Origin of the sequence: Bacillus cabrialesii, from assembly GCF_004124315.2 — a bacterium.
Lineage (GTDB): Bacteria > Bacillota > Bacilli > Bacillales > Bacillaceae > Bacillus > Bacillus cabrialesii.
Genome location: NZ_CP096889.1, coordinates 2783003 through 2806651 on the forward strand (window position 1 = coordinate 2783003; position 23649 = coordinate 2806651).

Below are 23649 nucleotides of genomic sequence, written 5' to 3' on the forward strand. Positions count from 1 at the left end.
CCTCAACTCCTGTCAACTGAATAAAATTACTCCGCAAGCCATTTCGCTGCGTCTTTGGCATGATACGTAATAATCAGGTCGGCACCTGCGCGCTTCATGCTTGTCAAAATCTCTAACACGATTTCTTTTTCTTTAATCCAGCCGTTCTGCGCTGCAGCCTTCACCATTGAATACTCTCCGCTTACATTATAAGCGACGAGCGGCAAAGTAAACTCATTTTTTACGTCACGCATGATATCCATATATGAAAGTGAAGGTTTGACAATCAAAAAGTCCGCGCCTTCCTCGACATCTGATTGTGCTTCACGGAGTGCTTCCATACGGTTGGCAGGGTCCATCTGATATGTTTTGCGGTCTCCGAATTGCGGCGTGCTGTTTGCTGCATCACGGAAAGGACCGTAAAACTCACTTGAATATTTCACAGCGTAAGACATGATCGGGATATTGATAAACCCTTCTTTATCAAGGGCTTCTCTGATGGCCGTAACGAATCCGTCCATCATGTTAGAAGGCGCAATGATATCCGCACCTGCCTTCGCTTGGCTGACAGCTGTTTGCGCCAAAAGCTCCAGCGATTCATCATTGAGAATGATCCCGTCTTTGACTAGTCCGCAATGGCCGTGGTCTGTATATTCGCATAAGCACGTATCAGCGACAACAACCATCTCAGGGAAGTGTTTTTTAATTTCCGTGATGGCTTTTTGAACGATGCCGTGATCATGGTACGCTTGGGTTCCGCAATCATCTTTTTCTTCCGGGATTCCGAACACGATGACTGATTGAATGCCCAGTTTGACCAGCTCTTCCACTTCATCCTTCAATAGATCTAACGATACATGGTAAACATCAGGCATTGACGGAACAGCTTTTTTTCCTTCAAGCCCTTCAACGACAAAAATCGGATAAATAAAATCAGATGGATGCAAACGTGTTTCCTTCACCATCTCTCTCATTGCTTTTGATGACCGCAGGCGGCGGTGTCTGTTAAATGATTGACTCATATTCTCTCATCCTCTCTTGACATGCTGCACATTAACTCAAGCATGCCATCTATTGTAAATGTATCAGGCGTATGCGATGTAATGCCGTACGACAGCAGGGCGTCTCTTGTTAAAGGTCCGATGCTGATACAGGCTGACCTGTTCGCCTGCCACTTTTTCAATTCTTCTCCCAAGACATGCATAAACGTATGTACGGTTGATGAGCTCGTAAAGGTCACATAGTCAAATGAATATTGGCCCGCAGCCTCTTTCAGTGCCTCGATGCCTTCTTCATCCGGAATCGTTTCGTAGACAACCCATTCCTTCACTTCAAAACCAAGCGGGACAAGTTCTTGTTTCATTACATCCCGTGACAAATTGCCTTTAACCACTGTAATCCGTTCCGCCGGTTCAGCATGCTGTTTAAGGGCCTCCGCCAATTGTTCAGCGATATAATCCTTAGGCATCACATCAACCGATACACTATGCGTTTTCAAGCGGCGGGCGGTTTTTTCACCGACAGCCGCAATTTTTTTATGCGCAGGAAGAATAAGCTGATTTTCCTTTAGATAAGAAAAAAAGAAGTCTGCTCCGTTCACACTTGTAAAAACAAGCCAGCCAGGCGCGGCAAGGTCCTCTTTCACCTGTTTAGCAGCACCATTCGGCAAAGCGCGGCGAAACGTAATCAAAGAGGTCAAAACCGCTTTTCCGCCAAGTGCCTCCACTTTTTGCTGAAACGATTTTGCCTGCGCCTTATTCCGGGTGACAAGCACTGTTTTTCCTTTCAGCGGAAAATCATTTTCCATCCTCAACAAGCTCCCGTTTTACACGATCAATTAATTCTTTGGCTCCTTTATCAGCCATAAGAGCGGCACAGCGCTTTCCAACTTCCTCCGGATCGTTTCCGGTGACAGTTTCTTTAAAAATGATTTTGCCGTCAGGGGAAGCGACAAGCCCTGTCAATTCAATTTCATCCTGCCCGTTTAACACTGAGTAGCCTGCGATCGGAACCTGGCAGCCGCCCTCCATCGCGTTTAAATAAGCACGTTCCGCCAACACGGTCCGTTTTGTATATTCATCTGTAAACTGAGAAAATAACGCCAATAGCTCTTCATCCGATTCTCGGCACTCAATTGCCAGTGCTCCCTGGCCCACAGCAGGCAAACAGCGCTCAGGCTCAAGGAATTCGGTTACAACGTCCTGCTTCCAGCCCATTCTGGAAAGGCCGGCAGCTGCTAAAATAATCGCGTCATAATCCTCAGTTTCCAGCTTTTGAAGTCTCGTATCTATATTACCCCTGATCCATTTAATTGTAATGTCAGGACGCTCAATCAAAAGCTGGGCGCTTCTTCTTAAACTGCTTGTGCCGATGACAGCGCCTTCCTTCATTTCTGAAAGCTTTACGCGATCCTTTGAAATAAGGGCATCACGAGGGTCTTCCCGTTCAGGAATACAGCCGATCACAAGACCTTCAGGCAAAACAGCAGGCATATCCTTCATGCTGTGCACCGCCATATCAATGTCTTCGTTTAATAGCGCTTGTTCAATCTCTTTGACAAACAGCCCTTTTCCGCCCACTTTTGAGAGCGTAACATCGACGATCCGATCACCCTTTGTCACGATTTCTTTGATTTCAAAGGCAAACGAAGGATTGATTTCCTTCAGTTTTTGAATGACCCATTTTGTTTGAGTCATAGCGAGTTTGCTCCGTCTGGAACCTACTTTTATTGTTCTCATCGTTTTCTTTCCTCCCGAATCTGCTTGGGACATCATTTAACTGAACCAATGGAATTGCGACAGGCTTCCAAGCAGGAAATAATTGATCATCAGCACGAGAAAACAAGCCGTATTCCACAGTGCAGCGACCTTTCCTTGCAGCTCTTTAATCAGCCTGATATAAAGATAATAGCTGTACAGCAGCAGGACGACAAACGAACCAAGCACTTTGGCGTCGAACCAATACAGCGTTTCTAGTGAGACATACGCCCAAATGACGCCGAGAATCAAGCTCAGCAGCAGCATCGGGACCCCGATGACATTCAGAACATAGGCCATATAATCAAGCTTAGACAAATCTTCTATTCTCAACAGCCATTTTCCCCACTTTTTCTTTTTCAGCAGATGATATTGAAACATATACAGCACAGAAAAAACGAAAGAAAGGGAAAAAGCGCCGTATGAAAGAATCGCCATTGTGATATGAATCACCAAAAGTTCAGATACAAGCTGCCCTGAAAAAGCGGCTGACTGCTGCTCTGTCGGTGAAAATGTGTGAATGGCAATCATAGAAAATCCTATTACATTTGTAAAAAACACGATAAAGTCAACTCGTAAAAGCTTTGTCAGTACAAGTGACAGCGTGACAAGCACCCAGGCGTAAAAATAAAGGGCCTCCGTCACATTTAATACCGGAAACCGCCCCGTCACCCACATAAAATAGGCCAAATACACGGTTTGCAGGGTCCAGACAATAGAAAGCAACCAGAAGGCCATTTTTCCAGCCTTCCGGTTGTGTTGAAGAAAATCTATAAAATAAAAGAGTACACTTAATGCGTAAATGACGATTGTCCCCTCATTAAGTCTTGCCATTGCAGTATCAATCATTCAGCTTTCACTCACTTACAAGTGGGGCAAAGCCCGCTTTTGATTCAGCCTTCTTAAAAGAATGGACCTTTTGGCTGCTTTCAACAGTTTTTATCATTTGACGGCCCGCAGCTTCTTCAATATCAAAAATCTGCATAAACAAGGCCAGCTTTTCTTCAGAATCAGCATCTGCCGCAAGCTCTTTCACCTTTAATATCGGATCGCGCAGCATTTGATTAATAATGCTTTTAGTGTGTTTGTTCAATAGTTTTTTCTCTCTTGTGCTCAAGTGAGGCAGCTTCCGCTCAATGCTTTCCATCGTTTCTGACTGGATGGCAAGCGCCTTTTCTCGCAATGCGGAAATCACCGGCACAACACCAAGTGTATTCAGCCATTGTTTAAACTCCACAATGGTCTCTTCAATTAACAATTCAACTTTTTCAGCGGTTTCTCTGCGCTCTTTCATGTTCGCTTCTACAATGCCTTCCAAATCGTCGATGTCATAAAGAAAAACACCTTCAATATCATTCAGCGCAGGATCAAGATCTCGAGGCACGGCAATGTCCACCATAAATAGCGGACGTCCCTTGCGAAGCTTATTCGCTTTTTCCATCATCCCTTTAGACACGACAAAATCACTTGCACCGGTTGAACTGATTAAAATATCAGCCTCCGCAAGCGCGCTTTCAAGCTGATTCAAGCTTCTCGCTTCACCGGAGAAACGGTCTGCAAGCTCCTTCGCTTTCAAGTATGTTCGGTTAATGACTGTGACCTTGCCAATTCCCTGTCCGTGCAGGTTTTCCGCTGCAAGCTCGCCCATTTTTCCCGCTCCGAGAATCAAAATGTGCTTGCTTGAAAGGTTTCCGAAGATTTTTTTAGCAAGTTCAACCGCAGCATAGCTTACTGACACTGCATTTGAGCCAATGTCTGTTTCGGCGTGTGTCCGTTTGCCTACTGTAACGGCCTGCTTAAACAACTCATTAAAAATAGTCCCGATCGTTTTTTCTTGCTGAGCTGTTTTAAAGCTGTCACGCACCTGGCCGAGAATCTGCGTTTCGCCAATCACCATAGAATCAAGCCCGCAGGCTACACGGAATAAATGCTCAACAGCCGCGTCGCTTTCGTAAAAAGTTAAAAACGGCGACAACTCTTCTTTGCTTAATTGAAACCAATCAGCTAAAAACTTCTTTATATAATAACGGCCGGTATGAAGCTGGTCGACTACCGCATAAATTTCGGTACGGTTGCAGGTTGAGACGATGATGTTTTCAAGAATGCTTTTCTCTTCTTTCAGCTTCACCATCGCTTCAGCCAGCTCATTCGGCTGAAAGCTTACTTTTTCACGTATCTCAATAGGGGCGGACTTATAATCTACTCCCACAACAAGTATATGCATCGCTTTAATTACACCCCCAGCACCCAATCTTTATTTATAATCATTCTAACATAGAATTCATTATTTATAATAATTATAACATAGATTCTTTCACAAAATGTGAACAGATTTTAAAATTCTTATGCTATATTAGAAAAAGCTTCATTGAAAAGAAGCATTCCTATTGACAATACCAAAAACAGCAGAAATTTACTACACATCAGCTCTAAAAAACAAGAAGGTGATATGCATGAAACAAAAATCAATTTTATTCCCTTGTCTGCTGCTTGCCGCTTCGGTATACGCATGGCTTGAAAGCGGCCAAGCCGAACTGTTTTCGGGGCAGGATCAATGGCCTGTTCTCTTCATGCTGTTAGGCGCAGCCTTTGTCTATCAAGGAAAAAAAGAAGCCGTTACACCCCATTTTTTTATCGGCTTGCTTCTTTTTGGCATCGGCTTGCACTTTTTTGCAAAGCCGAAATGGGAATGGTGGCCGGATGATTTTGAAATGCTCCTCTTTATGATCGGTTTCTCACTCTTGGTTTCAACCGTTCAGAAAAAAGAATATGTATATGAAGCTGTGTCGATGATTTGTTTTTCCCTGTTTTTGTACTTTTTCAAACAAATTATGGCGTGGCTTGAGTCTGCACATATTCCAACAGCGCTTCTAAAAGAGTATTGGCCGTTTGTCTTTATTGGAACCAGTTTATTGTTATTATTGATAAAACGAAAAAAATCTATACGATAAATAAAACCGGCAGAGAGTATTCTCTACCGGTTCAGCGTGTTGACAAACCCTCGCATTCGTTGTCAAGCCTGCGCGTTGGTGCTCACGAATTAGAACATTCGCTCCGCTCCAATGCTCGCCTTTCCTAGACTTCAAAGGTTTTCAATCGCGCTGAAAAAAGATGACAAAATCCTAAAACTGAAATCATTTTAGGATTTTTCAACAATTTAAAACCGGCAGAGAGTATTCTCTACCGGTTTATCATTTTTTTGATCGCTCCCCAAGCTTCATCTTTCCCCTTCTTCGTTTCAGAGGAGAAGAGAATCAGCTCGTCTTCCGGATCAATATTTAATGTCTGTCGGACAACCTTCGCGTGTTTGTCCCATTTTCCTTTCGGGATCTTATCCGCTTTTGTAGCGATTATAATAACAGGAATGCCGTAATACTTTAAGAATTCATACATCTGCACATCATCATTAGACGGCGCATGCCGCAAATCAACGATTTGCACCACTGCTTTCAATTCCTCGCGTGTCGTGATGTAGGTTTCAATCATTCTGCCCCAAGCTTCACGCTCAGACTTTGACACTTTGGCAAAACCATAACCCGGTACATCAACAAAATGCAGCTCATCGTTGATAATGTAGAAATTGAGCGTCTGTGTTTTTCCCGGTTTTGATGATGTTCTCGCAAGATTTTTGCGATTGATTAATGAATTGATAAAAGACGATTTTCCCACGTTCGATCTTCCGGCCAGCGCAATTTCCGGAAGCCCGCCCTCAGGGTACTGTTCCGGCTTAACTGCACTGATCACGATTTCTGACTTTGTGACTTTCATTTTTTCTCTCCTACTAAGGCATGTTCCAAAACTTCGTCTAAGTGGGACGCCAATATAAATGTCAGCCCCTCTCTGACGCTTTCTGGAATATCCTCTATATCTTTTTCATTCTCTTTAGGCGCAATAATGGTCGTTAATCCCGCTCTATGCGCACCCAGCGCTTTTTCCTTCAATCCGCCGATTGGCAGCACGCGTCCGCGAAGCGTGATTTCCCCAGTCATGCCGACTTCACGCGAAACCGCACGTCCTGTTAAAGCAGAAACAAGCGCTGTCGCCATCGTAATGCCGGCTGACGGACCATCTTTAGGCACCGCACCCTCAGGTACATGTATATGAATATCATACTTCTCATGAAAGTCAGGTTCAATGCCAAGTTCTTCTGTTTTTGAACGCACATAGCTGAATGCGGCCTGAGCCGACTCTCTCATTACATCTCCGAGCTTTCCTGTCAGGATCAATTTCCCTTTCCCCGGAGAAAGTGATACTTCAATCGACAGCGTATCTCCGCCGACGGTTGTATAGGCAAGCCCTGTCACTACACCAACCTGATCTTCTGTTTCAGCTTGTCCGTATCTGAAAATGCGTTTTCCGATAAAGTCTTGAAGGTTCTTCTCAGTGACCGTAATCCGTTTTCGCTCTTCAGCGACAATGGCTTTTGCGGCCTTACGGCAAATCGCGGCAAGCTGGCGTTCAAGACTTCTCACACCCGCTTCTCTCGTATAGTAGCGGATAATATCAAGAATCGCCTGATCACGGAGCTGCAGGTTGCTTTTCTTCAGCCCGTGTTCCGTGATTTGCCTCGGAAGCAGGTGGTCTTTCACGATTTCGAGTTTTTCTACTTCTGTGTAACCCGCAATATTAATAATTTCCATTCTGTCTCTGAGCGGACCCGGAATCGTGGCCAAATTGTTTGCCGTTGCGATAAACAGCACTTTTGATAAATCAAAGGTTTCTTCAATATAGTGATCACTGAAAGTGCTGTTTTGCTCTGGATCAAGCACTTCAAGCATAGCAGATGACGGGTCGCCTCTAAAGTCAGATGACATTTTGTCAATTTCGTCCAATAAGAAGACCGGATTCAGCTTGCCGGCTTTTTTCATGCCTTGAATAATGCGTCCAGGCATCGCTCCGACATAGGTCCGTCTGTGTCCGCGGATCTCTGATTCGTCACGCACTCCGCCGAGTGAGATTCTGACGAATTTCCGCCCCAAGCTCTTTGCAATTGATTTGGCTAAAGACGTTTTCCCGACACCTGGAGGTCCTGCCAAGCAAAGAATCGGGCCTTTCAAGGATTTAGTCAGCTTTTGCACCGCTAAATACTCTAAGATACGCTCTTTCACTTTTTCAAGTCCGTGATGCTCTTCGTCCAATAGACGTCCTGCCTCTTTCAAATCAAGCTTATCATCTGTCTCATCCGTCCATGGGAGTGCGATCAGCCAGTCAATATAGTTGCGGATCACAGAGCTTTCCGCAGAACTTGACGGAATTTTTTCGTATCTGTTCAATTCCTTAAGCGCGGTTTCCTTCACATGTTCAGGCATGCCTGCTTCTTCGATTTTTTCCGTCAGCGTCTGAACTTCACCTGTTTTGCCTTCTTTATCGCCAAGCTCTTTTTGGATCGCCTTCATCTGTTCACGAAGGTAGTATTCCTTCTGCGTACGCTCCATCGAACGTTTAACGCGCTGGCCGATTTTTTTCTCAATCTCAAGCACTTCTTTTTCATTATTGATAAAATCAATGACCTTGTTCAGCCTGTCTTTGACATCCGCTGTTTCTAAAATATCCTGCTTATCCTTCAGTTTAAGGGGCAGGTGAGAAGCAACGATGTCTGCCATTCTCCCTGGCTCTTCGATATCAGTAACCGCGGCGTATGTTTCGGCCGAGATCTTTTTAGAAATTTTTATGTACTGATCAAAGTGGTCTAGCAAAGTCCGCATCAATGCTTCGTCTTCTGTATCTTTTGAATCATCTTCATGAATGAGTTGAATGTCGACCGACGTGTAATCCTCATGCTCGTTGTATTTTACGATTTGGGCACGCTTGAGACCCTCAACCAACACACGAATCGTACCGTTCGGAAGCTTCAGCATTTGCTTAATTTTTGTATAGGTGCCGACAGTAAAAATCTCGTCTTCACCAGGTTCGTCTATCGAAATATCCTGCTGAGTGGCTAAAAATATCATATGATCATGCATCATTGCCTGTTCAAGGGCCTGAACCGACTTGTCACGTCCTACATCTAAATGCAAAACCATCGTCGGGTACACTAATAAACCTCTTAAAGGGAGGAGCGGGATGCTGCGTTTTAATTCTTCTGCCATGTGACTGACACCTCCGTGACTTTAGTATGAACCATTATAATACAACTTTTTCATCCTTGTACAATAAACGGCATGGTTCCATTTTCTATAAAACAGTCTCCTCGTAGTATACCCTTTCTTTCTGATATGAAAAAGGAAAAGATGTCCTTCATGAAAAAAACCCTATTATAAAAATAGGGTTTAAACGGATTCTTTATTGATTTCAATATGAAACGGTTTTTGTTCCGTTGGCGGATTCACTAAAATTTCATCAAGCACTTCCTGGAACGTCTTCACTGCAACAATCGTGATTCCGTCGATCTGCTTTAAGATCGATTGCTGATTTTCGTATGGAATAATCACTTTTTTCGCACCGGACTGCTTGGCTGCTTTAATTTTCGGAATGACGCCTCCGATGGGTTTGACAAGACCGTTCAGGCTGATTTCGCCCGTCATGGCAACGGTATTGTCAATAGGGATTTTGTGAATCGCCGAGAAAATTCCCGCTGCCATTGCGATGCCTGCCGATGGTCCGTCAATTGGAATTCCTCCTGGGAAATTGATGTGAATATCATAATCAGACGGCTTCATTCCCATTGTCCGGAGCACCGTTAACACGTTTTCAACCGAACCCTTCGCCATGCTTTTTCGCCGGATTGATTTTGATTGGCTGCCGATGCTTTCTTCTTCAGCTATTCCTGTAATATTTATGGAGCCTTTATCCTGAGCAGGGGTTACACTCACTTCGATTTCCAGAAGCGATCCGCTGTTAGGTCCATATACTGCAAGCCCATTTACAATGCCGACTTGCGGTTCCGCACCGATTTTCTGCTCGTGCTTCGGAGTAAGCTGGCTGGAATGAATGACCCATTCAATATCCTCTATCGTAATGTCTTTCCGATTCTCTGTTACCGCCATCCCCGCGGCGATTTGAATCATATTAACAGACTCGCGCCCGTTCCGTGTATAACTGGTCAATAGATCCAGCCCTTCATCAGAAATGTTTTTTTCAATTTTGTCCGCTGCTGTTTTGGCAACGGTTTTCAGCTCATCCTTTTCAAGCTCACGGAAAAACACCTCTAAACAGCGGGAACGGATGGCTGGCGGAATTTCGTTCGGCATTCTTGTCGTCGCGCCAATGAGGCGAAAATCAGCCGGCAGTCCATTTTGAAAAATATCGTGAATATGATTTGGGATTTGTGTATTTTCCTCGCTGTAATACGCACTGTCTAAAAAGACTTTTCTGTCCTCAAGCACCTTCAGCATTTTATTCATTTGAATCGGATGCAGCTCCCCTATTTCATCAATAAACAGCACACCGCCATGGGCATGGGTGACGGCTCCCTGCTTCGGCTGCGGAATCCCGGCCTGTCCCATTGCTCCGGCCCCTTGGTATATCGGGTCATGGACAGAGCCGATAAGCGGATCGGCAATTCCTCTTTCATCAAAACGAGCTGTTGTCGCATCAAGTTCCACAAAAACAGCCTGCTCTTTAAACGGTGATTGTTTATGCTTTTTCGCTTCCTCTAACACAAGCCGTGCAGCAGCTGTTTTCCCGACGCCCGGAGGTCCATAGACAATGACATGCTGAGGATTCGGCCCGCACAAAGCGGCCTTTAATGCTTTAATGCCGTCTTCCTGTCCGACGATATCTTGAAAGCTTTTGGGGCGGACTTTTTCAGATAACGGCTCGGACAAGCTGATAGCGCGCATTTTCCGAAGCTGCTCCATTTCCTTCTTTGATTCCTTATCTATCGTGACCTTTTGTGTCCTTTGATTTTTAAGCAAATTCCAAAAATACAAACCAATGATAATCCCAAAAAACAGCTGAATAAATAACGCGATCCCTGTCCAACTCATGATGGTCCCTCCTGAAAAACAATTTATGTATCCAATTCATTCCTCTGATTGCTAGTATCTCCCACAGAAGACGGTAATAAACGTTTTTCTAAAAGAGTTTGCATAACAAAAAACCTCCTGAATGTCACCACTCAGGAGGTTTGTGCTTATCTTTATGCAGATGTTTTATCTTGGCTTACCTCAGTGCCGTCTTTTAATAAGAGGCGAGGAGGCTCTCCGTGTGTCACAGTTGCCCCGGTAATCACACATTTTTCAATGTCATCTCGGGAAGGCAGCTCAAACATCACATCAAGCATGATGCCTTCAATGATAGAACGGAGTCCGCGCGCTCCTGTCTTGCGTTCAATTGCTTTTTTAGCAATTTCAGAAAGCGCTTCTTCTTCAAACTCAAGCTCAACGTTGTCAAGTTCAAGCATTTTCTTGAATTGCTTAACAAGAGCGTTTTTCGGTTTTGTTAAGATCGCAACCAACGCTTCCTCGTCAAGTTTTTCAAGGCTTGCAATAACCGGAAGACGTCCGATAAATTCAGGAATTAACCCGAAGCGGAGCAAGTCTTCAGGAAGCACTTTTGAAAGAAGGTCTTCTTTCTCAAGATCAGCGGCTTTATTGTCGGAGCCAAAACCAATTACTTTTTGGCCTAAACGGCGTTTGATGATTTGTTCGATACCATCGAAAGCACCGCCGCAAATGAATAAAATATTTGTTGTGTCAATTTGAATGAACTCTTGATGAGGATGCTTACGTCCTCCTTGAGGCGGCACGCTTGCCACTGTACCCTCAAGAATTTTAAGCAATGCCTGCTGTACACCTTCACCTGACACGTCACGTGTAATAGACGGGTTTTCTGATTTTCTGGCCACTTTATCGATTTCATCAATATAGATAATGCCTTTTTCGGCTTTTTCCACATCATAATCAGCAGCTTGGATGAGCTTCAAGAGAATATTCTCTACATCTTCACCCACGTATCCAGCTTCAGTCAAAGACGTAGCGTCCGCAATCGCAAACGGCACATTTAAAATGCGAGCCAATGTTTGCGCCAGAAGGGTTTTACCGCTTCCTGTAGGACCGATTAATGAAATATTACTTTTTGAAAGTTCAACATCATCAACTTTGCTGTTGGAGTTAATGCGCTTATAGTGGTTATACACAGCAACAGCGAGTGATTTCTTCGCTTGATCCTGGCCGATGACATATTCATTCAGAATTTCGCGAATTTCCTGAGGCTTCGGTACGTCTTTAAATTCTACTTCTTCTTCTGTTCCGAGCTCTTCCTCTACAATTTCAGTGCAGAGTTCGATACATTCGTCACATATATATACACCAGGTCCAGCTACAAGCTTACGAACCTGATCTTGTGTTTTTCCACAGAACGAGCATTTTAATTGTCCTTTTTCCTCGTTAAATTTAAACATTCTTTCACCCCTTAATCTTGTCTCACTTTTTCTTTTACCGGCAGAGCAAAAGAAAATGATTCTTGAAACGAACGAGTATGTATTGCATTTTACCATACTTTCCAAAAAGACGGTAACAATGTGTTTCTGACTTGCACATTCTATATGTATGACACAAAACTGCCCTGCATTAACTATCTTGCCCCAAGAAAAAGAGATAAATCATAATTGTACAAAACAAGGCACGAATGATTCGCGCCCTGTTTTTTTATTACTATTATTATGCACCATATTAACGGTTTTCTACAAGAAAATCAATTGCTTTGCGAACTTTTAAATCTTCTTTCATCGCGTCAGTAGAACCGATGGCTTGTTTAATATTTTCAACAGGCATGTTGTATGCTTCAGCCATTTTAGTAAGCTCAGCATCAACTTCCTCATCTGAAACTTCAAGGTTTTCCGCTTTCGCAATCGCCTCAAGAGTCAGGTTAGATTTTACGCGTTTTTGAGCATCTTCTTTCATTTGCTCTTTTAACGCAGCTTCATCTTGGCCTGAGAATTGAGTGTAAAGCTCAAGGTTCATGCCTTGCATTTGCAGACGCTGTTCGAATTCTTTCAGCATGCGGTCAAGCTCAGTGTCAACCATTGCTTGCGGTACATCGATTTCAGCATTTTCAGAAGCTTTCAGAACAAGCTCTTCACGCAATTTAGCGTCAGCTTCGTTTTCTTTCGCTTCTTCTAAACGTTTCTTAGTTTTCTCAGTTAATTCAGCGAGTGTTTCCACTTCTTCATCGATATCTTTAGCGAATTCATCGTCAAGCTCAGGAAGCTCTTTCGCTTTGATTTCGTGAATTTTCACTTTGAACACAGCTGGTTTGCCTGCAAGATCTTCAGCGTGGTACTCTTCAGGGAATGTCACTTCAACATCCTTCTCAGCACCTGCTTCAAGGCCAACTAATTGATCTTCGAAGCCAGGGATGAATGAACCAGAACCTACTTCTAGAGAGTAGTTTTCAGCTTTTCCGCCTTCGAATGCTTCGCCGTCAACGAATCCTTCGAAATCAAGAACAACTGTGTTTCCTTCTTCAACAGCGCCTTCTTCTTTTACAACAAGCTCAGCTTGACGCTCTTGAAGCGCTTTTAGTTCGTTTTGAACATCTTCGTCAGTTACAGCAGTGTCGTCTTTTTCAATGCCTAAGCCTTTGTAGTCGCCAAGTTTCACTTCAGGTTTTACTGTTACTTTCGCAGTGAAGATTAAGCTTTCGCCTTTTTCGATTTTTTCAACATCGATTTCAGGACGGTCTACAGGCTCGATTCCAGCTTCTTCAACCGCTTTAGGGTATTCTACAGGAAGAAGAATATCCAAAGCATCTTGGTAAAGAGCTTCTACGCCAAAGCGCTGTTCGAATAATCCGCGAGGAATTTTACCTTTACGGAATCCAGGAATTGAAACTTGTTTTACTACTTTTTTAAATGCATCATCAAGTGCTGTTTTAAACGTTTCAGCATCAACTTCAACCGTTAAAACGCCTTCGTTGCCTTCTTGTTTTTCCCATTTTACAGACATGTGTTTCCCTCCAAAAATCTATTCAGGTTGTGTCGGTCTTCCATTCTAAAGCAATCATTCGGCTTCGTCCAACAAAAACAAAGCTGCCAAAGATCAGAATCATTATGTATAGATGTTAATAATGAACTGCAAAGCCTGTCCAACCGTATTTCTTATAACCCGTTATACACAAATACAACCATTATATTATAACATAACACATAGCGCTTTCAACTATATGGCGCGATTTACAAATAAGAAATTTCTTCAATATCTTTTATCATTGTGCACGCTTCATCGAGTTCTTTGTCGATAAACTCATACATCATGTGAAGTTCTTCTCTTTCAATTTCGATCCCGTGCATCTCGTAGCCGACTTTATGCAAGGCGGCCGCCCAAAGATCTGCAGACAGCAATTTCGGCTGGAACGGATATAAAACGTACAAATGTCTTCTCCACAGTTCTTCTACTGCCGCATATAGGGTCGGATTTTCATTTCCAAGCGTCTCATCCAGCACCCGGAGAACACGGTGCAAAATCGGAGCTGCGTCAGGCGGGACAATCTCAGACGGTTCTATTGTCAAAGACTCGCCAAATTTAGTAATGTGCACAGGTTTGCTGTACTCGTGCTCCGCCAGAAGCATAACAATCATCGTTTTGATAATCGGGTGAGCCGAGGGGTCTTGAAGGATGGTTTTGAGCAGACCTGTATACTTCGCTACGTTGCGGTCTTTTAAGGAATGAATCAAATTCATTTGCTCCTCTGGGCTTGCCAGCACTTTCTCAGTATCAATCGTATCCTCATATTCCTCGGCCCATGCCTCGTCCTCACGTTCCGGATCAGTCATTTTCCGGCTGAAATCAAGCAGCTTATAAAATTGTTCGGCACTTTCAGCAGGCAGTTGATTTTCTTCCAAAACGGCTTCAATGGTGCTTTTGACTTCTTCGTATTTTTTGAGCTGAATTAAGATGGTCATGTACACCTGCAAAACGGTAAAATAATGGCCATAGCCTTCTTTGAGCATCTTCTCGCACACGCTTTTTGCCTCTTCCAATTCGCCCAGCTCTAAAAAGCAGATAGCCATCCCTAAGTGAAGATCAGATTCAGTATCATCATATTTCATAGCTTCTGAAAACATTTCCAGCGCTTCTTGATACTTTTTTTCCTTTAGTGATGACATCCCTTTTTCCACAAGACGGTCTTTCAAATGAGGAAAAGGAATAATTTTTGCGTTCTTCTTGTCATGCGTCATACCTATATTCCTTTCAGGCATTTATTTTGTTCAAGTGTATCAACACCTGTGAACAAACACAAGAAATGAAAGGTTTCACAAGGCAAAAAAGCCTCCGGACAAATGCCGGCCGCTTTTTTAGGCTTGAAGCCATGAGCTTCTTTGTGATTCAAATTGCTTGATTTCATCTTCAAGTAAAAGGGTTAATGAAATTTCATCATAGCCGTTGATCAGCATCTCTTTCCAATGCGGATCAACTTCGAATGAAATGTGATTACCTTCACTGTCATGAATCAGCTGGTTTTCAAGGTCTACAGTCATTTGCAATGCCTGATTTTCATACTGGCTGACAAGCTTTTTCCAATTGTCATATGGCATGCGGATCGGCAGCATACCGTTTTTAAAGCAGTTCTGGTGGAAAATATCAGCAAAGGACGGCGCAATGATAATTTTAATCCCATAATCATCAAGCGCCCACGGAGCGTGCTCACGTGATGACCCGCAGCCGAAGTTTTCTCCTGCTATTAAAATGGAAGCGCCTTGATAAGCAGGCTGGTTCAATTCGAATTCAGGGTTCGGTTCACCGTTCGCATCATATCTCCAGTCAAAGAATGCAAAACGCCCGTAGCCTGTTCTTTCAATCCTTTTCAAAAATTGTTTAGGGATAATCTGGTCTGTGTCAACATTGATTCGATTTAATACGGCCGCTTTCCCCGTATGTGTTTTCAAAGGTTCCATCTCGCGCACTCCTTACACAACTGTTTTTTCCTGATAAAACTTTCGGACATCAATGAAGTGTCCGTGAATGGCTGCCATTGCAGCCATTGCCGGGCTGACGAGATGTGTTCTTGCACCTTTTCCTTGTCTGCCCTCGAAGTTGCGGTTAGAGGTTGACGCACAGCGCTCTCCCTCAGGAACAACGTCATTATTCATGCTCAAACACATGCTGCAGCCTGACTCTCTCCATTCAAATCCAGCTTCCAGAAAAATCTGGTCAAGTCCTTCTTTTTCCGCCTGAAGCTTCACGCTTTGAGATCCGGGAACGACGATGGCTCTTACACTGTCTGCCACCTTCTTCCCTTTGATCATATCGGCAGCCTGGCGAAGGTCAGTCATGCGAGAATTTGTGCAGGAACCGATAAATACGTGCTCCACTTTAATGTCTTCAATTTTTTGATGAGGGGTCAGCCCCATATATTCATAAGCGCGAATGGCTTCTTTTTTGTCATCTTCTGCGGAAAAGCTTTCCGGCGCTGGAACTTCAGAATCGACAGGAAGAACCATTCCCGGGTTGATGCCCCATGTCACCATAGGAGAAATGTCGTTGCCGTCAAGAACGATAGATTTATCATAAACAGCGCCCGGATCTGTACGCAACGCCTTCCATTCCTCTACGGCCTTATCAAATTCTTCTTCTTTTGGCGTGTACTTGCGGTTTTTGCAATATTCAAATGTCACCTCGTCAGGTGCAATCAAACCAGCTCTTGCCCCTGCCTCTATTGACATATTGCAAACAGTCATCCGTTCATCCATCGTCATATTTCTGAATACTTCCCCAGTGTATTCAATGACGTAGCCAGTGCCGAATTTCACTCCGTATTTGCCGATGACAGCAAGAATGACATCCTTTGCCGTTACCCCTTTTTGAAGCGTTCCGTCTACGCGCACTTCAAGTGTTTTCGGACGTTGCTGCCAAAGTGTCTGTGTGGATAGGACATGTTCAACTTCACTCGTCCCGATTCCGAACGCAAGGGCGCCGAACGCGCCATGGGTTGATGTATGGCTGTCGCCGCATACAATCGTTTTCCCTGGAAGAGTCAAACCCAGTTCAGGGCCGACGACGTGGACAATCCCTTGATCCACACTGTGAAGATCGGCAAGGCGCACGCCAAATTCTTCGCAATTCCGTTCAAGCGCCGTCACTTGACGTTTCGCCACTTCATCCTTTATCTCAAAACGATTGACGGTCGGGATGTTATGGTCCATTGTCGCAAATGTGTTTTGCGGTCTTCTGACCTTCCTTCCCTTTTGTCTTAATCCCTCAAATGCCTGAGGAGACGTCACCTCATGGATAAGATGCAAATCTATATAGAGAAGATCGGGTTTTCCCTCACCATGTTTTACAATATGCTGATCCCAAATCTTTTCGATGATTGTTCGAGGCATCATCTTTTATTTCCTCCCTCTACCTATGAACTAAGACCGCTTTAACGTAAGCTGTCACACATTAGAAATTATATTTTCACTCATTATTGCTGCCTTAACTTCCTCTGTAATGGCCTGAGTGCTGCTGAACTCTTCGCCACGTGCCAAGTCTCTTGTTCTTTTTCCAGAAATCAAGACTTTGTTAACCGCATCTTCTACAGCTTTCGCTTCCTCTTCAAGCCCGAAAGATGTTCTCAAAAGCATTGCCGCTGACAATATGGCCGCGAACGGATTTGCCATCCCTTTACCGGCTATGTCAGGCGCGGAGCCATGAACAGGCTCAAACAGATGGAGGCCTGAGCTTGATAGGCTGGCTGACGGAAGCATTCCGAGTGACCCTGTCAGCATGGATGCTTCATCGCTTAAAATATCACCGAACATGTTTTCAGTCACCACGACATCAAATTGATTCGGTGCATAAATCAGCTGCATGGCTGCGTTATCCACAAGCATGTGCTCCAGCTTCACATCAGGAAACTCTTTTGCAACGTCCTCAGCCACTTCACGCCACAGTCTGCTTGATTCAAGAACGTTCGCTTTGTCAACAGAGGTCACTTTGCCGTTTCTGGCTGCCGCCATTTTAAAGCCCTCTCTGATTACGCGTTCAATTTCCGTCCGCTTATAAAACAGTGTGTCTACAGCTTCCTGCTCACCTTCAGTGTTTACATAGCGTTTACTCGGCTGGCCGAAATACAAGCCGCCTGTCAGCTCACGAACGATAACGAAATCAACGTTGTCTATATATTCTTTTTTCAAAGGTGAAGCGTCAGAAAGGCTTTCAAACACCTTCACAGGCCGCAAATTCGCAAACAGATCAAGCTGTTTTCTGATGCTGAGCAGCCCTTTTTCCGGTCTCAGCTCGGAAGGATTTTGATCCCATTTCGGTCCGCCGACAGCGCCAAGCAATATAGCGTCCGCATTTTTACAAGCGGCAACGGTTTCCTCTGGGAGGGGGTTGTTATGTTTGTCAATCGCCGCCCCTCCAATCAAGCCATATTCAAAATCAAATTCATGGTTAAAGCGTTCGGCAACACTTTTCAGGACGTCTGTCGCTGATTCTAATACTTCAGGGCCGATCCCGTCTCCGGGCAATAGAGCAATACGTTTCTTCAAGTTAACCGTTCTCCTTTCTATTATGATCCGACAGCTGTATGGTTTTTAAGTCCGCTCATATTTGATTGGAAAACCAATTGACGGTTGACTGCGTTCAAATAGGCTTTCGCTGAAGCTTCTAATACGTCTTGCGCTATGCCCCGCCCTGCTGATTCTTTTCCGTTCACCAAAACTCTGACATACACCTGGGCAAATGCGTCCTCGCCTTTTCTGTTGGACTGAATGCGGTAGTCCAAGAGCTCCACGTCTTTATCGATGCAGCGCTCAAGCGTATTGTAGATCGCTTCCACGCTTCCGGCTCCAGTTGCCGCTTCCTGAATAAGCTCTGCGTTTTCTTGATTTTTCAAAGAAAGTGTAGCCGTAGGAACCTGACTTGTTCCGTAATGCACTTGCAGGGAAAGAAATTCATACCCAATCTTGCGGTCTGTTACTTTTTCTTCTAAAATAAGAGAAACAAGATCCTCATCAGTGATTTCTTTTTTCTTCTCAGTCAATTCTTTGAACATCGTAAAGAATTTATTAATCTCTTCATTATCAAATTGGAATCCTAAAGCAGTCAGCCGGTCTTTAAATGCGTGGCGTCCGGAATGTTTACCCAGGACAAGCGCATCTGCTGTTACACCGACAAGCTCCGGTGAAATAATTTCATAAGTCGATTTTTCTTTTAAGAAGCCGTCCTGATGGATGCCTGATTCATGAGCAAATGCATTATCGCCCACAATCGCTTTGTTGCGCGGAACAGCCATGCCTGTCAGCTTGCTTACTAAATCGCTTGTTCGCTTAATCTCGTTCAATGTAATGCCTGTTTCGACTTGGTAGAAATCTTTTCTAATATGAAGGGCAACGGCAATTTCCTCTAATGCCGCGTTTCCGGCTCTTTCACCGATTCCGTTCACAGCACATTCAATTTGATCAGCGCCATTTTCAATCGCAGCAAGAGAGTTTGCGACCGCCATTCCTAAATCATCATGACAGTGGGCCGACAGCTTTGCTTGCTGAATGTTCGAAACGTTTTCCTTCATATATTTAAAAATATTTCCGTATTCCGCCGGGGCCAGGTAGCCGACCGTGTCCGGAAGATTAATAACACTGGCGCCTGCGTCGATGACTTTCTCGACGATTTCCGCTAAAAACGGCAGTTCAGTGCGGCAGGCATCTTCAGCTGACCATTGCACAACCGGAAAACGCTCTTTTGCGTATTTCACCATTTCAACCGCTCTCTCAATCACTTGCTCACGAGTCATTTTCAGCTTGTGTTTCAAATGAATGTCCGATGTGGCGATAAATACGTGAATTCTCGGTTGAGCACCGTCCTTTAACGCTTCCCAAGCAGCATCAATATCACCTTTTACACAACGGGCTAGACCGGTCACTGAGCTATTTTTAATGGTTCTTGCGATTTCCTGAACAGCTAAAAAGTCACCTCGGGACGAAGCGGGAAACCCCGCTTCAATGATATCTGCCCCGAGTCTTTCGAGCTGCTTTGCTATGGCAAGTTTCTCCTGTGTATTTAAGTTCACGCCAGGGGACTGTTCACCATCACGAAGCGTCGTATCGAAAAAATTAATTTTGCGCAACGGAGACCACCGCTTCCTTCTTCTTGCCTTGTTTCACAAACGGCATCATTTCACGAAGCTTTCTTCCCACCACTTCGATTTGATGTTCGTTTTCGCTCGCATTGATGGCGTTGAAACGAGGACGGTTTACTTGGTTTTCGACGATCCACTCTTTTGCGAATGTGCCGTTTTGAATATCTTTTAATACTTCTTTCATAGATTCTTTTACTTTAGCGTCTACAACGCGAGGGCCTGATACGAAATCTCCCCACTGTGCTGTGTCAGAGATTGAATATCTCATGCCCGCTAGTCCTTCTTCGTACATAAGGTCTACGATTAATTTCAGCTCGTGAAGACACTCGAAGTATGCAAGTTCAGGCTGATAACCCGCTTCAGTTAATGTTTCAAATCCAGCTTTGACAAGGGCGCTTAATCCTCCGCAAAGAACTGCTTGCTCACCGAACAAATCTGTTTCTGTTTCTTCTTTAAATGTCGTTTCCAAAACGCCCGCTCTTGCGCCGCCGATTCCTTTTGCATATGCAAGGGCTTTGTCTCTCGCTTCACCAGTCACATCTTGATAGATCGCGAACAATGCCGGTACGCCAGCTCCTTGCTCGTATGTTCTTCTAACTAAGTGTCCCGGGCCTTTAGGCGCTACCAAGAATACATCGACATCCGCCGGAGGAACAATTTGATGGAAATGAACGTTAAATCCGTGAGCGAATACTAATGATTTTCCAGCAGTCAATTCATCTTTAATTTCAGCTTCGTAAACTTTTTGCTGCTGTTCATCCGGAAGCAGAACCATGATGATTTCGGCTTGCGCTGCCGCTTCTTTTACTGAAAATACTTTATGTCCGTCTTCTTGTGCCTGAGTGAAAGATCTTCCTTGTCTAACACCGACGATCACGTCAACTCCGCTTTCTTTAAGGTTCAAGGCATGTGCGTGACCTTGCGAACCGTACCCGATAACCGCTACTGTTTTTCCAGCCAATACGTTCTCTTTGATATCACCGTTATAATATACTTTTACCATTTCAATCTCTCCCTTGTTATGTTTTATACAATAGATATTGTTTTATTGGATGACGCCTTTTGCTGGGTTCCCCGCGCAAAAGCCGTTGTACCTGTTCTCGCGATTTCTTTAATGCCATAAGGTTTTAACAATTCAATAAGCGCTTCAATTTTGTTAGATTCGCCTGTCACCTGAACAACAATGCTGTCTCTGCTGACATCAACGACAGAGGCTCTGAACGGTTCTATGATTCCATTAATCTCTGATCTCGTTGACGGTGCGGAAACGACCTTGATTAAGGCCAGCTCCCTTTGGACAATCGATTGATTCGTGATGTCCGTGACTTTCAGCACATCAATCTGTTTGTTGAGCTGTTTTGTCAGCTGTTCAACATCATTTTCTCCTTCAACGTGAACGACAAAGGTGATTCTGGAAACGCCGGTTGTTTCTGTGTGTCCGACTGTAATGCTTTCAATGTTGTAATGTCTTTTTGTGAATAGACCGGTGATCCGGTTCAACACGCCGGAACGGTTCACCACAGTTAATGTGATAATTCTTTTCAAGGTTTCACCCCCACCATTTCATGCAGCCCTTTCCCCGGAGCCACCATCGGGAATACTTTTTCTTCGCTGGCAACCCGCACGTCAATGACAACCGGTTCTTTTGATGTTAATGCCTCTTCCAGTTTTTCTTTTGCTTCCGCTTCTGAGGAAATTCTCATGCCTTTAATGCCGTATGCTTCTGACAATTTGACAAAATCAGGCTGAGAAGCGAATTTAGATTCTGAATAACGTTCTTCATAGAAAATTTCCTGCCACTGTCTGACCATTCCGAGACAAGCGTTATTTAAAATCACGACTTTGACCGGAAGATTCAATTCGCGAATGACATCGAGTTCTTGAAGCGTCATTTGAAAACCGCCGTCTCCGAGAACCGCGACTACAGTGGCATCTTTATCTGCCAGCTGTGCGCCAATCGCTGCCGGAAGGCCGAAGCCCATCGTTCCAAGTCCGCCTGATGTGACCCATTTATCTGCTTTTTGGAACGGATAGAATTGCGCTGACCACATTTGATGCTGGCCGACATCCGTTGCGACAACGGCCTCGCCTTTTGTAAATTGATGAATATATTCAATCAATTTCTGAGGTTTAAAGCCTTCTTCTTCATTATCTACATACCAGAGCGGGTACTCTTCTTTCCAAGCGGCGAGCTGCGTTTTCCATTCGCCTGAATCGCTTTGTTTGCCGTCTTGTTTGATCAGCTCCTGCAGGACGATCTTGCTGTCTCCGACTACAGGAATCTGTGTTTTCATGATTTTTCCGATTTCAGCCGGATCAATATCGATGTGAGCAACCTTTGCGTTTCTTGCAAAGTGCTTCAGATTTCCTGTGACACGGTCATCAAAACGGGCTCCGATACTGATTAAGAGATCACAATCATGAAGAGCCATATTGGCTGTATAAGTGCCGTGCATTCCCGCCATCCCCAGGAAAAGCGGATGGTCAGCCGGGAAACCTCCGAGCCCCAAAAGGGTGTGTGCCACAGGGATTTGCTGCTGCTCAACATAATTTTTTAATTCTTCTGACGCTTTTCCGTGCAGGACGCCCGCACCCGCCAGGATCACCGGTTTCTTTGCGCTGCTTACAGCTTCCACAAGCTTGCGGATCTGCAAATAATTCGGCTCTGTTGTCGGCTGGTATCCCGGGAGATTCATCTCATGATCGTAGCTGAATTTCCCTTCAATTGTTGCTACATCTTTCGGAATATCAATTAATACAGGTCCGGGTCTTCCAGTTGTTGCAATATGGAACGCTTCTTTAATGATGCGCGGCAGATCTTCCGGCTGACGAACCTGGTAGCTGTGTTTTGTCACCGGCATCGTAATTCCTAAAATGTCCGCTTCCTGAAATGCATCGCTTCCGATAACGGAGGTTGCTACCTGCCCTGTAAAGACAACTAGCGGCAATGAATCAATCATGGCATCGGCAAGGCCTGTCACAAGGTTTGTCGCTCCAGGTCCTGACGTGGCAATGACGACACCCGGTTTTCCAGACACTCTTGCGTATCCTTCCGCTGCATGAATCGCACCTTGTTCGTGACGGGGAAGGATATGCACCATCCCTGAATTGTAGAGTTTATCGTAAATCGGAAGCACAGCCCCGCCCGGATAACCGAAAATCATTTCTACTTTCTCTTTTTTTAATGATTCAATCAGCATTAATGCTCCGCTCATCGTCTGTGTACATTTGGCAGATGCAGAATCCACCTGTACATTAGTCCCCATTTTAGTTCCTCCTTTTGGATTTTCATCCTCTAAAGATCATCTTTTTTATTAGCTTGATAGCTGATTATTCAATAAAAAAAGCCCTTCCACCCACAATCAGCCGCGCAGTAAATGCGATAGCTAAAAGGGGCGAAAAGGCTCTTCTTTCCGCGGTACCACCCTTGTTTACGGCCTGATAATCGGCCGTCTCATGGATATTTCTATCCGCTTTAATAACGAGTGAATCAAGTTCACCCGGCCAAGTCCTACTATGATTTCAGACTGGCACTCTGAGGCGAGTTCACCTTGTAAAGCCTCACCGGTTCTCAGCTTAACCCGGCTCTCTGTGGAAAACTTTATCAAGGCTACTTATCCTCATCTGCGCTTTTCATATTCAGTATTCCGGAACAGTTTTTCAGCTGTTCAAGAATAACTTTCGTTCGGATTTTTTTAAGGATCGAATTGCGATCAGTGTGTTTGTGAAGCTTGCGTTTATCTTTTGTTGAACTCATATTACGCCGCTTTGGACGCAGTGTCAACAGCATTTTTTAAAATTATTAGACAATTTAGATTAATCAAACTATATTGTATACGCTTTCATTATTGGTACACAAGGAATTGCAAATGTTAAAAGTTTTTATAATTTTTTTATTAATCTATTA

The 23649-nt window shown here is 44.3% G+C and carries 20 protein-coding genes and 1 other annotated feature; of the genes, 1 reads left to right on the forward strand and 19 read right to left on the reverse strand.

The features are described from left to right. Window positions 1-26: 26 nt before the first annotated feature. The 5 genes from hemB to hemA are packed head-to-tail and all read right to left on the reverse strand — an operon-like array spanning window position 27 to window position 4959. The gene (gene hemB, locus EFK13_RS14290) at window positions 27-1001 is read right to left on the reverse strand and encodes a porphobilinogen synthase (protein WP_064814425.1); all 975 of its coding nucleotides are present in this window, start codon (window positions 999-1001) and stop codon (window positions 27-29) included. Then, window positions 998-1786: a uroporphyrinogen-III synthase gene (gene hemD / locus EFK13_RS14295; RefSeq protein WP_129508015.1), complete on the reverse strand. Its 789-nt coding sequence runs from the start codon at window positions 1784-1786 to the stop codon at window positions 998-1000. The genes hemB and hemD overlap by 4 nt, the downstream gene beginning before the upstream one ends. After that, window positions 1776-2717: a hydroxymethylbilane synthase gene (gene hemC / locus EFK13_RS14300; protein ID WP_129508014.1), complete on the reverse strand. Its 942-nt coding sequence runs from the start codon at window positions 2715-2717 to the stop codon at window positions 1776-1778. Before hemC ends, hemD begins: the two co-directional genes overlap by 11 nt. A 36-nt stretch (window positions 2718-2753) precedes the next feature. Further along, window positions 2754-3584 carry a cytochrome c biogenesis protein gene (locus tag EFK13_RS14305; RefSeq protein ID WP_003222575.1) on the reverse strand — a complete coding sequence of 277 codons (831 nt, stop codon included), beginning with the start codon at window positions 3582-3584 and terminating at the stop codon, window positions 2754-2756. 7 nt (window positions 3585-3591) lie between these two features. Next, window positions 3592-4959, reverse strand: a complete 1368-nt coding sequence (hemA, locus tag EFK13_RS14310) for a glutamyl-tRNA reductase (RefSeq protein WP_129508013.1) — start codon at window positions 4957-4959, stop codon at window positions 3592-3594. 229 nt (window positions 4960-5188) lie between these two features. On the opposite strand from hemA, the gene EFK13_RS14315 reads away from it, so the two are divergent. Next, window positions 5189-5686: a hypothetical protein gene (locus tag EFK13_RS14315; protein ID WP_129508012.1), complete on the forward strand. Its 498-nt coding sequence runs from the start codon at window positions 5189-5191 to the stop codon at window positions 5684-5686. Window positions 5687-5915: 229 nt separating this feature from the next. Here the strand turns inward: EFK13_RS14315 and yihA are convergent, their stop codons facing one another. The 14 genes from yihA to EFK13_RS14385 all read right to left on the reverse strand — a co-directional run bounded on the left by yihA (window position 5916) and on the right by EFK13_RS14385 (window position 23499). Beyond that, on the reverse strand, window positions 5916-6503 hold the full coding sequence (yihA, locus tag EFK13_RS14320) for a ribosome biogenesis GTP-binding protein YihA/YsxC (RefSeq protein WP_014114673.1): 588 nt from the start codon (window positions 6501-6503) through the stop codon (window positions 5916-5918). Next, on the reverse strand, window positions 6500-8824 hold the full coding sequence (gene lon / locus EFK13_RS14325) for an endopeptidase La (RefSeq protein WP_129508011.1): 2325 nt from the start codon (window positions 8822-8824) through the stop codon (window positions 6500-6502). The genes yihA and lon overlap by 4 nt, the downstream gene beginning before the upstream one ends. Window positions 8825-9004: 180 nt before the next feature. Next, entirely contained in the window at window positions 9005-10663 is a 1659-nt protein-coding gene (lonB, locus tag EFK13_RS14330; protein ID WP_129508010.1) for an ATP-dependent protease LonB, read from the reverse strand. A gap of 152 nt (window positions 10664-10815) precedes the next feature. After that, window positions 10816-12078, reverse strand: a complete 1263-nt coding sequence (gene clpX / locus EFK13_RS14335; RefSeq protein ID WP_129508009.1) for an ATP-dependent protease ATP-binding subunit ClpX — start codon at window positions 12076-12078, stop codon at window positions 10816-10818. A gap of 271 nt (window positions 12079-12349) precedes the next feature. Next, window positions 12350-13624: a trigger factor gene (gene tig / locus EFK13_RS14340; protein WP_075747975.1), complete on the reverse strand. Its 1275-nt coding sequence runs from the start codon at window positions 13622-13624 to the stop codon at window positions 12350-12352. Between the two features lie 227 nt (window positions 13625-13851). Further along, window positions 13852-14856 carry a DNA damage checkpoint antagonist DdcA gene (gene ddcA, locus EFK13_RS14345; RefSeq protein ID WP_129508008.1) on the reverse strand — a complete coding sequence of 335 codons (1005 nt, stop codon included), beginning with the start codon at window positions 14854-14856 and terminating at the stop codon, window positions 13852-13854. A gap of 117 nt (window positions 14857-14973) precedes the next feature. Further along, window positions 14974-15573, reverse strand: a complete 600-nt coding sequence (gene leuD / locus EFK13_RS14350) for a 3-isopropylmalate dehydratase small subunit (protein ID WP_129508007.1) — start codon at window positions 15571-15573, stop codon at window positions 14974-14976. A 12-nt stretch (window positions 15574-15585) separates the two neighbouring features. Beyond that, complete coding sequence (gene leuC, locus EFK13_RS14355; RefSeq protein WP_129508006.1) at window positions 15586-17004, reverse strand: 3-isopropylmalate dehydratase large subunit; 1419 nt, start codon at window positions 17002-17004, stop codon at window positions 15586-15588. 51 nt (window positions 17005-17055) lie between these two features. Then, window positions 17056-18153, reverse strand: a complete 1098-nt coding sequence (leuB, locus tag EFK13_RS14360; RefSeq protein WP_129508005.1) for a 3-isopropylmalate dehydrogenase — start codon at window positions 18151-18153, stop codon at window positions 17056-17058. 20 nt (window positions 18154-18173) lie between these two features. After that, on the reverse strand, window positions 18174-19730 hold the full coding sequence (locus EFK13_RS14365; RefSeq protein ID WP_129508004.1) for a 2-isopropylmalate synthase: 1557 nt from the start codon (window positions 19728-19730) through the stop codon (window positions 18174-18176). Next, the gene (gene ilvC, locus EFK13_RS14370) at window positions 19717-20745 is read right to left on the reverse strand and encodes a ketol-acid reductoisomerase (protein ID WP_129508003.1); all 1029 of its coding nucleotides are present in this window, start codon (window positions 20743-20745) and stop codon (window positions 19717-19719) included. The genes EFK13_RS14365 and ilvC overlap by 14 nt, the downstream gene beginning before the upstream one ends. Window positions 20746-20768: 23 nt before the next feature. Beyond that, a complete protein-coding gene (ilvN, locus tag EFK13_RS14375) occupies window positions 20769-21287 on the reverse strand; it encodes an acetolactate synthase small subunit (RefSeq protein ID WP_003222543.1) in 519 nt (172 codons plus the stop codon). Further along, window positions 21284-23008: an acetolactate synthase large subunit gene (ilvB, locus tag EFK13_RS14380; RefSeq protein WP_129508002.1), complete on the reverse strand. Its 1725-nt coding sequence runs from the start codon at window positions 23006-23008 to the stop codon at window positions 21284-21286. Before ilvB ends, ilvN begins: the two co-directional genes overlap by 4 nt. 122 nt (window positions 23009-23130) lie before the next feature. Further along, window positions 23131-23378, reverse strand: a binding site (T-box leader). After that, on the reverse strand, window positions 23353-23499 hold the full coding sequence (locus EFK13_RS14385; RefSeq protein WP_248894252.1) for a hypothetical protein: 147 nt from the start codon (window positions 23497-23499) through the stop codon (window positions 23353-23355). (Overlaps the previous feature by 26 nt.) Between the last annotated feature and the right edge of the window lie 150 nt (window positions 23500-23649).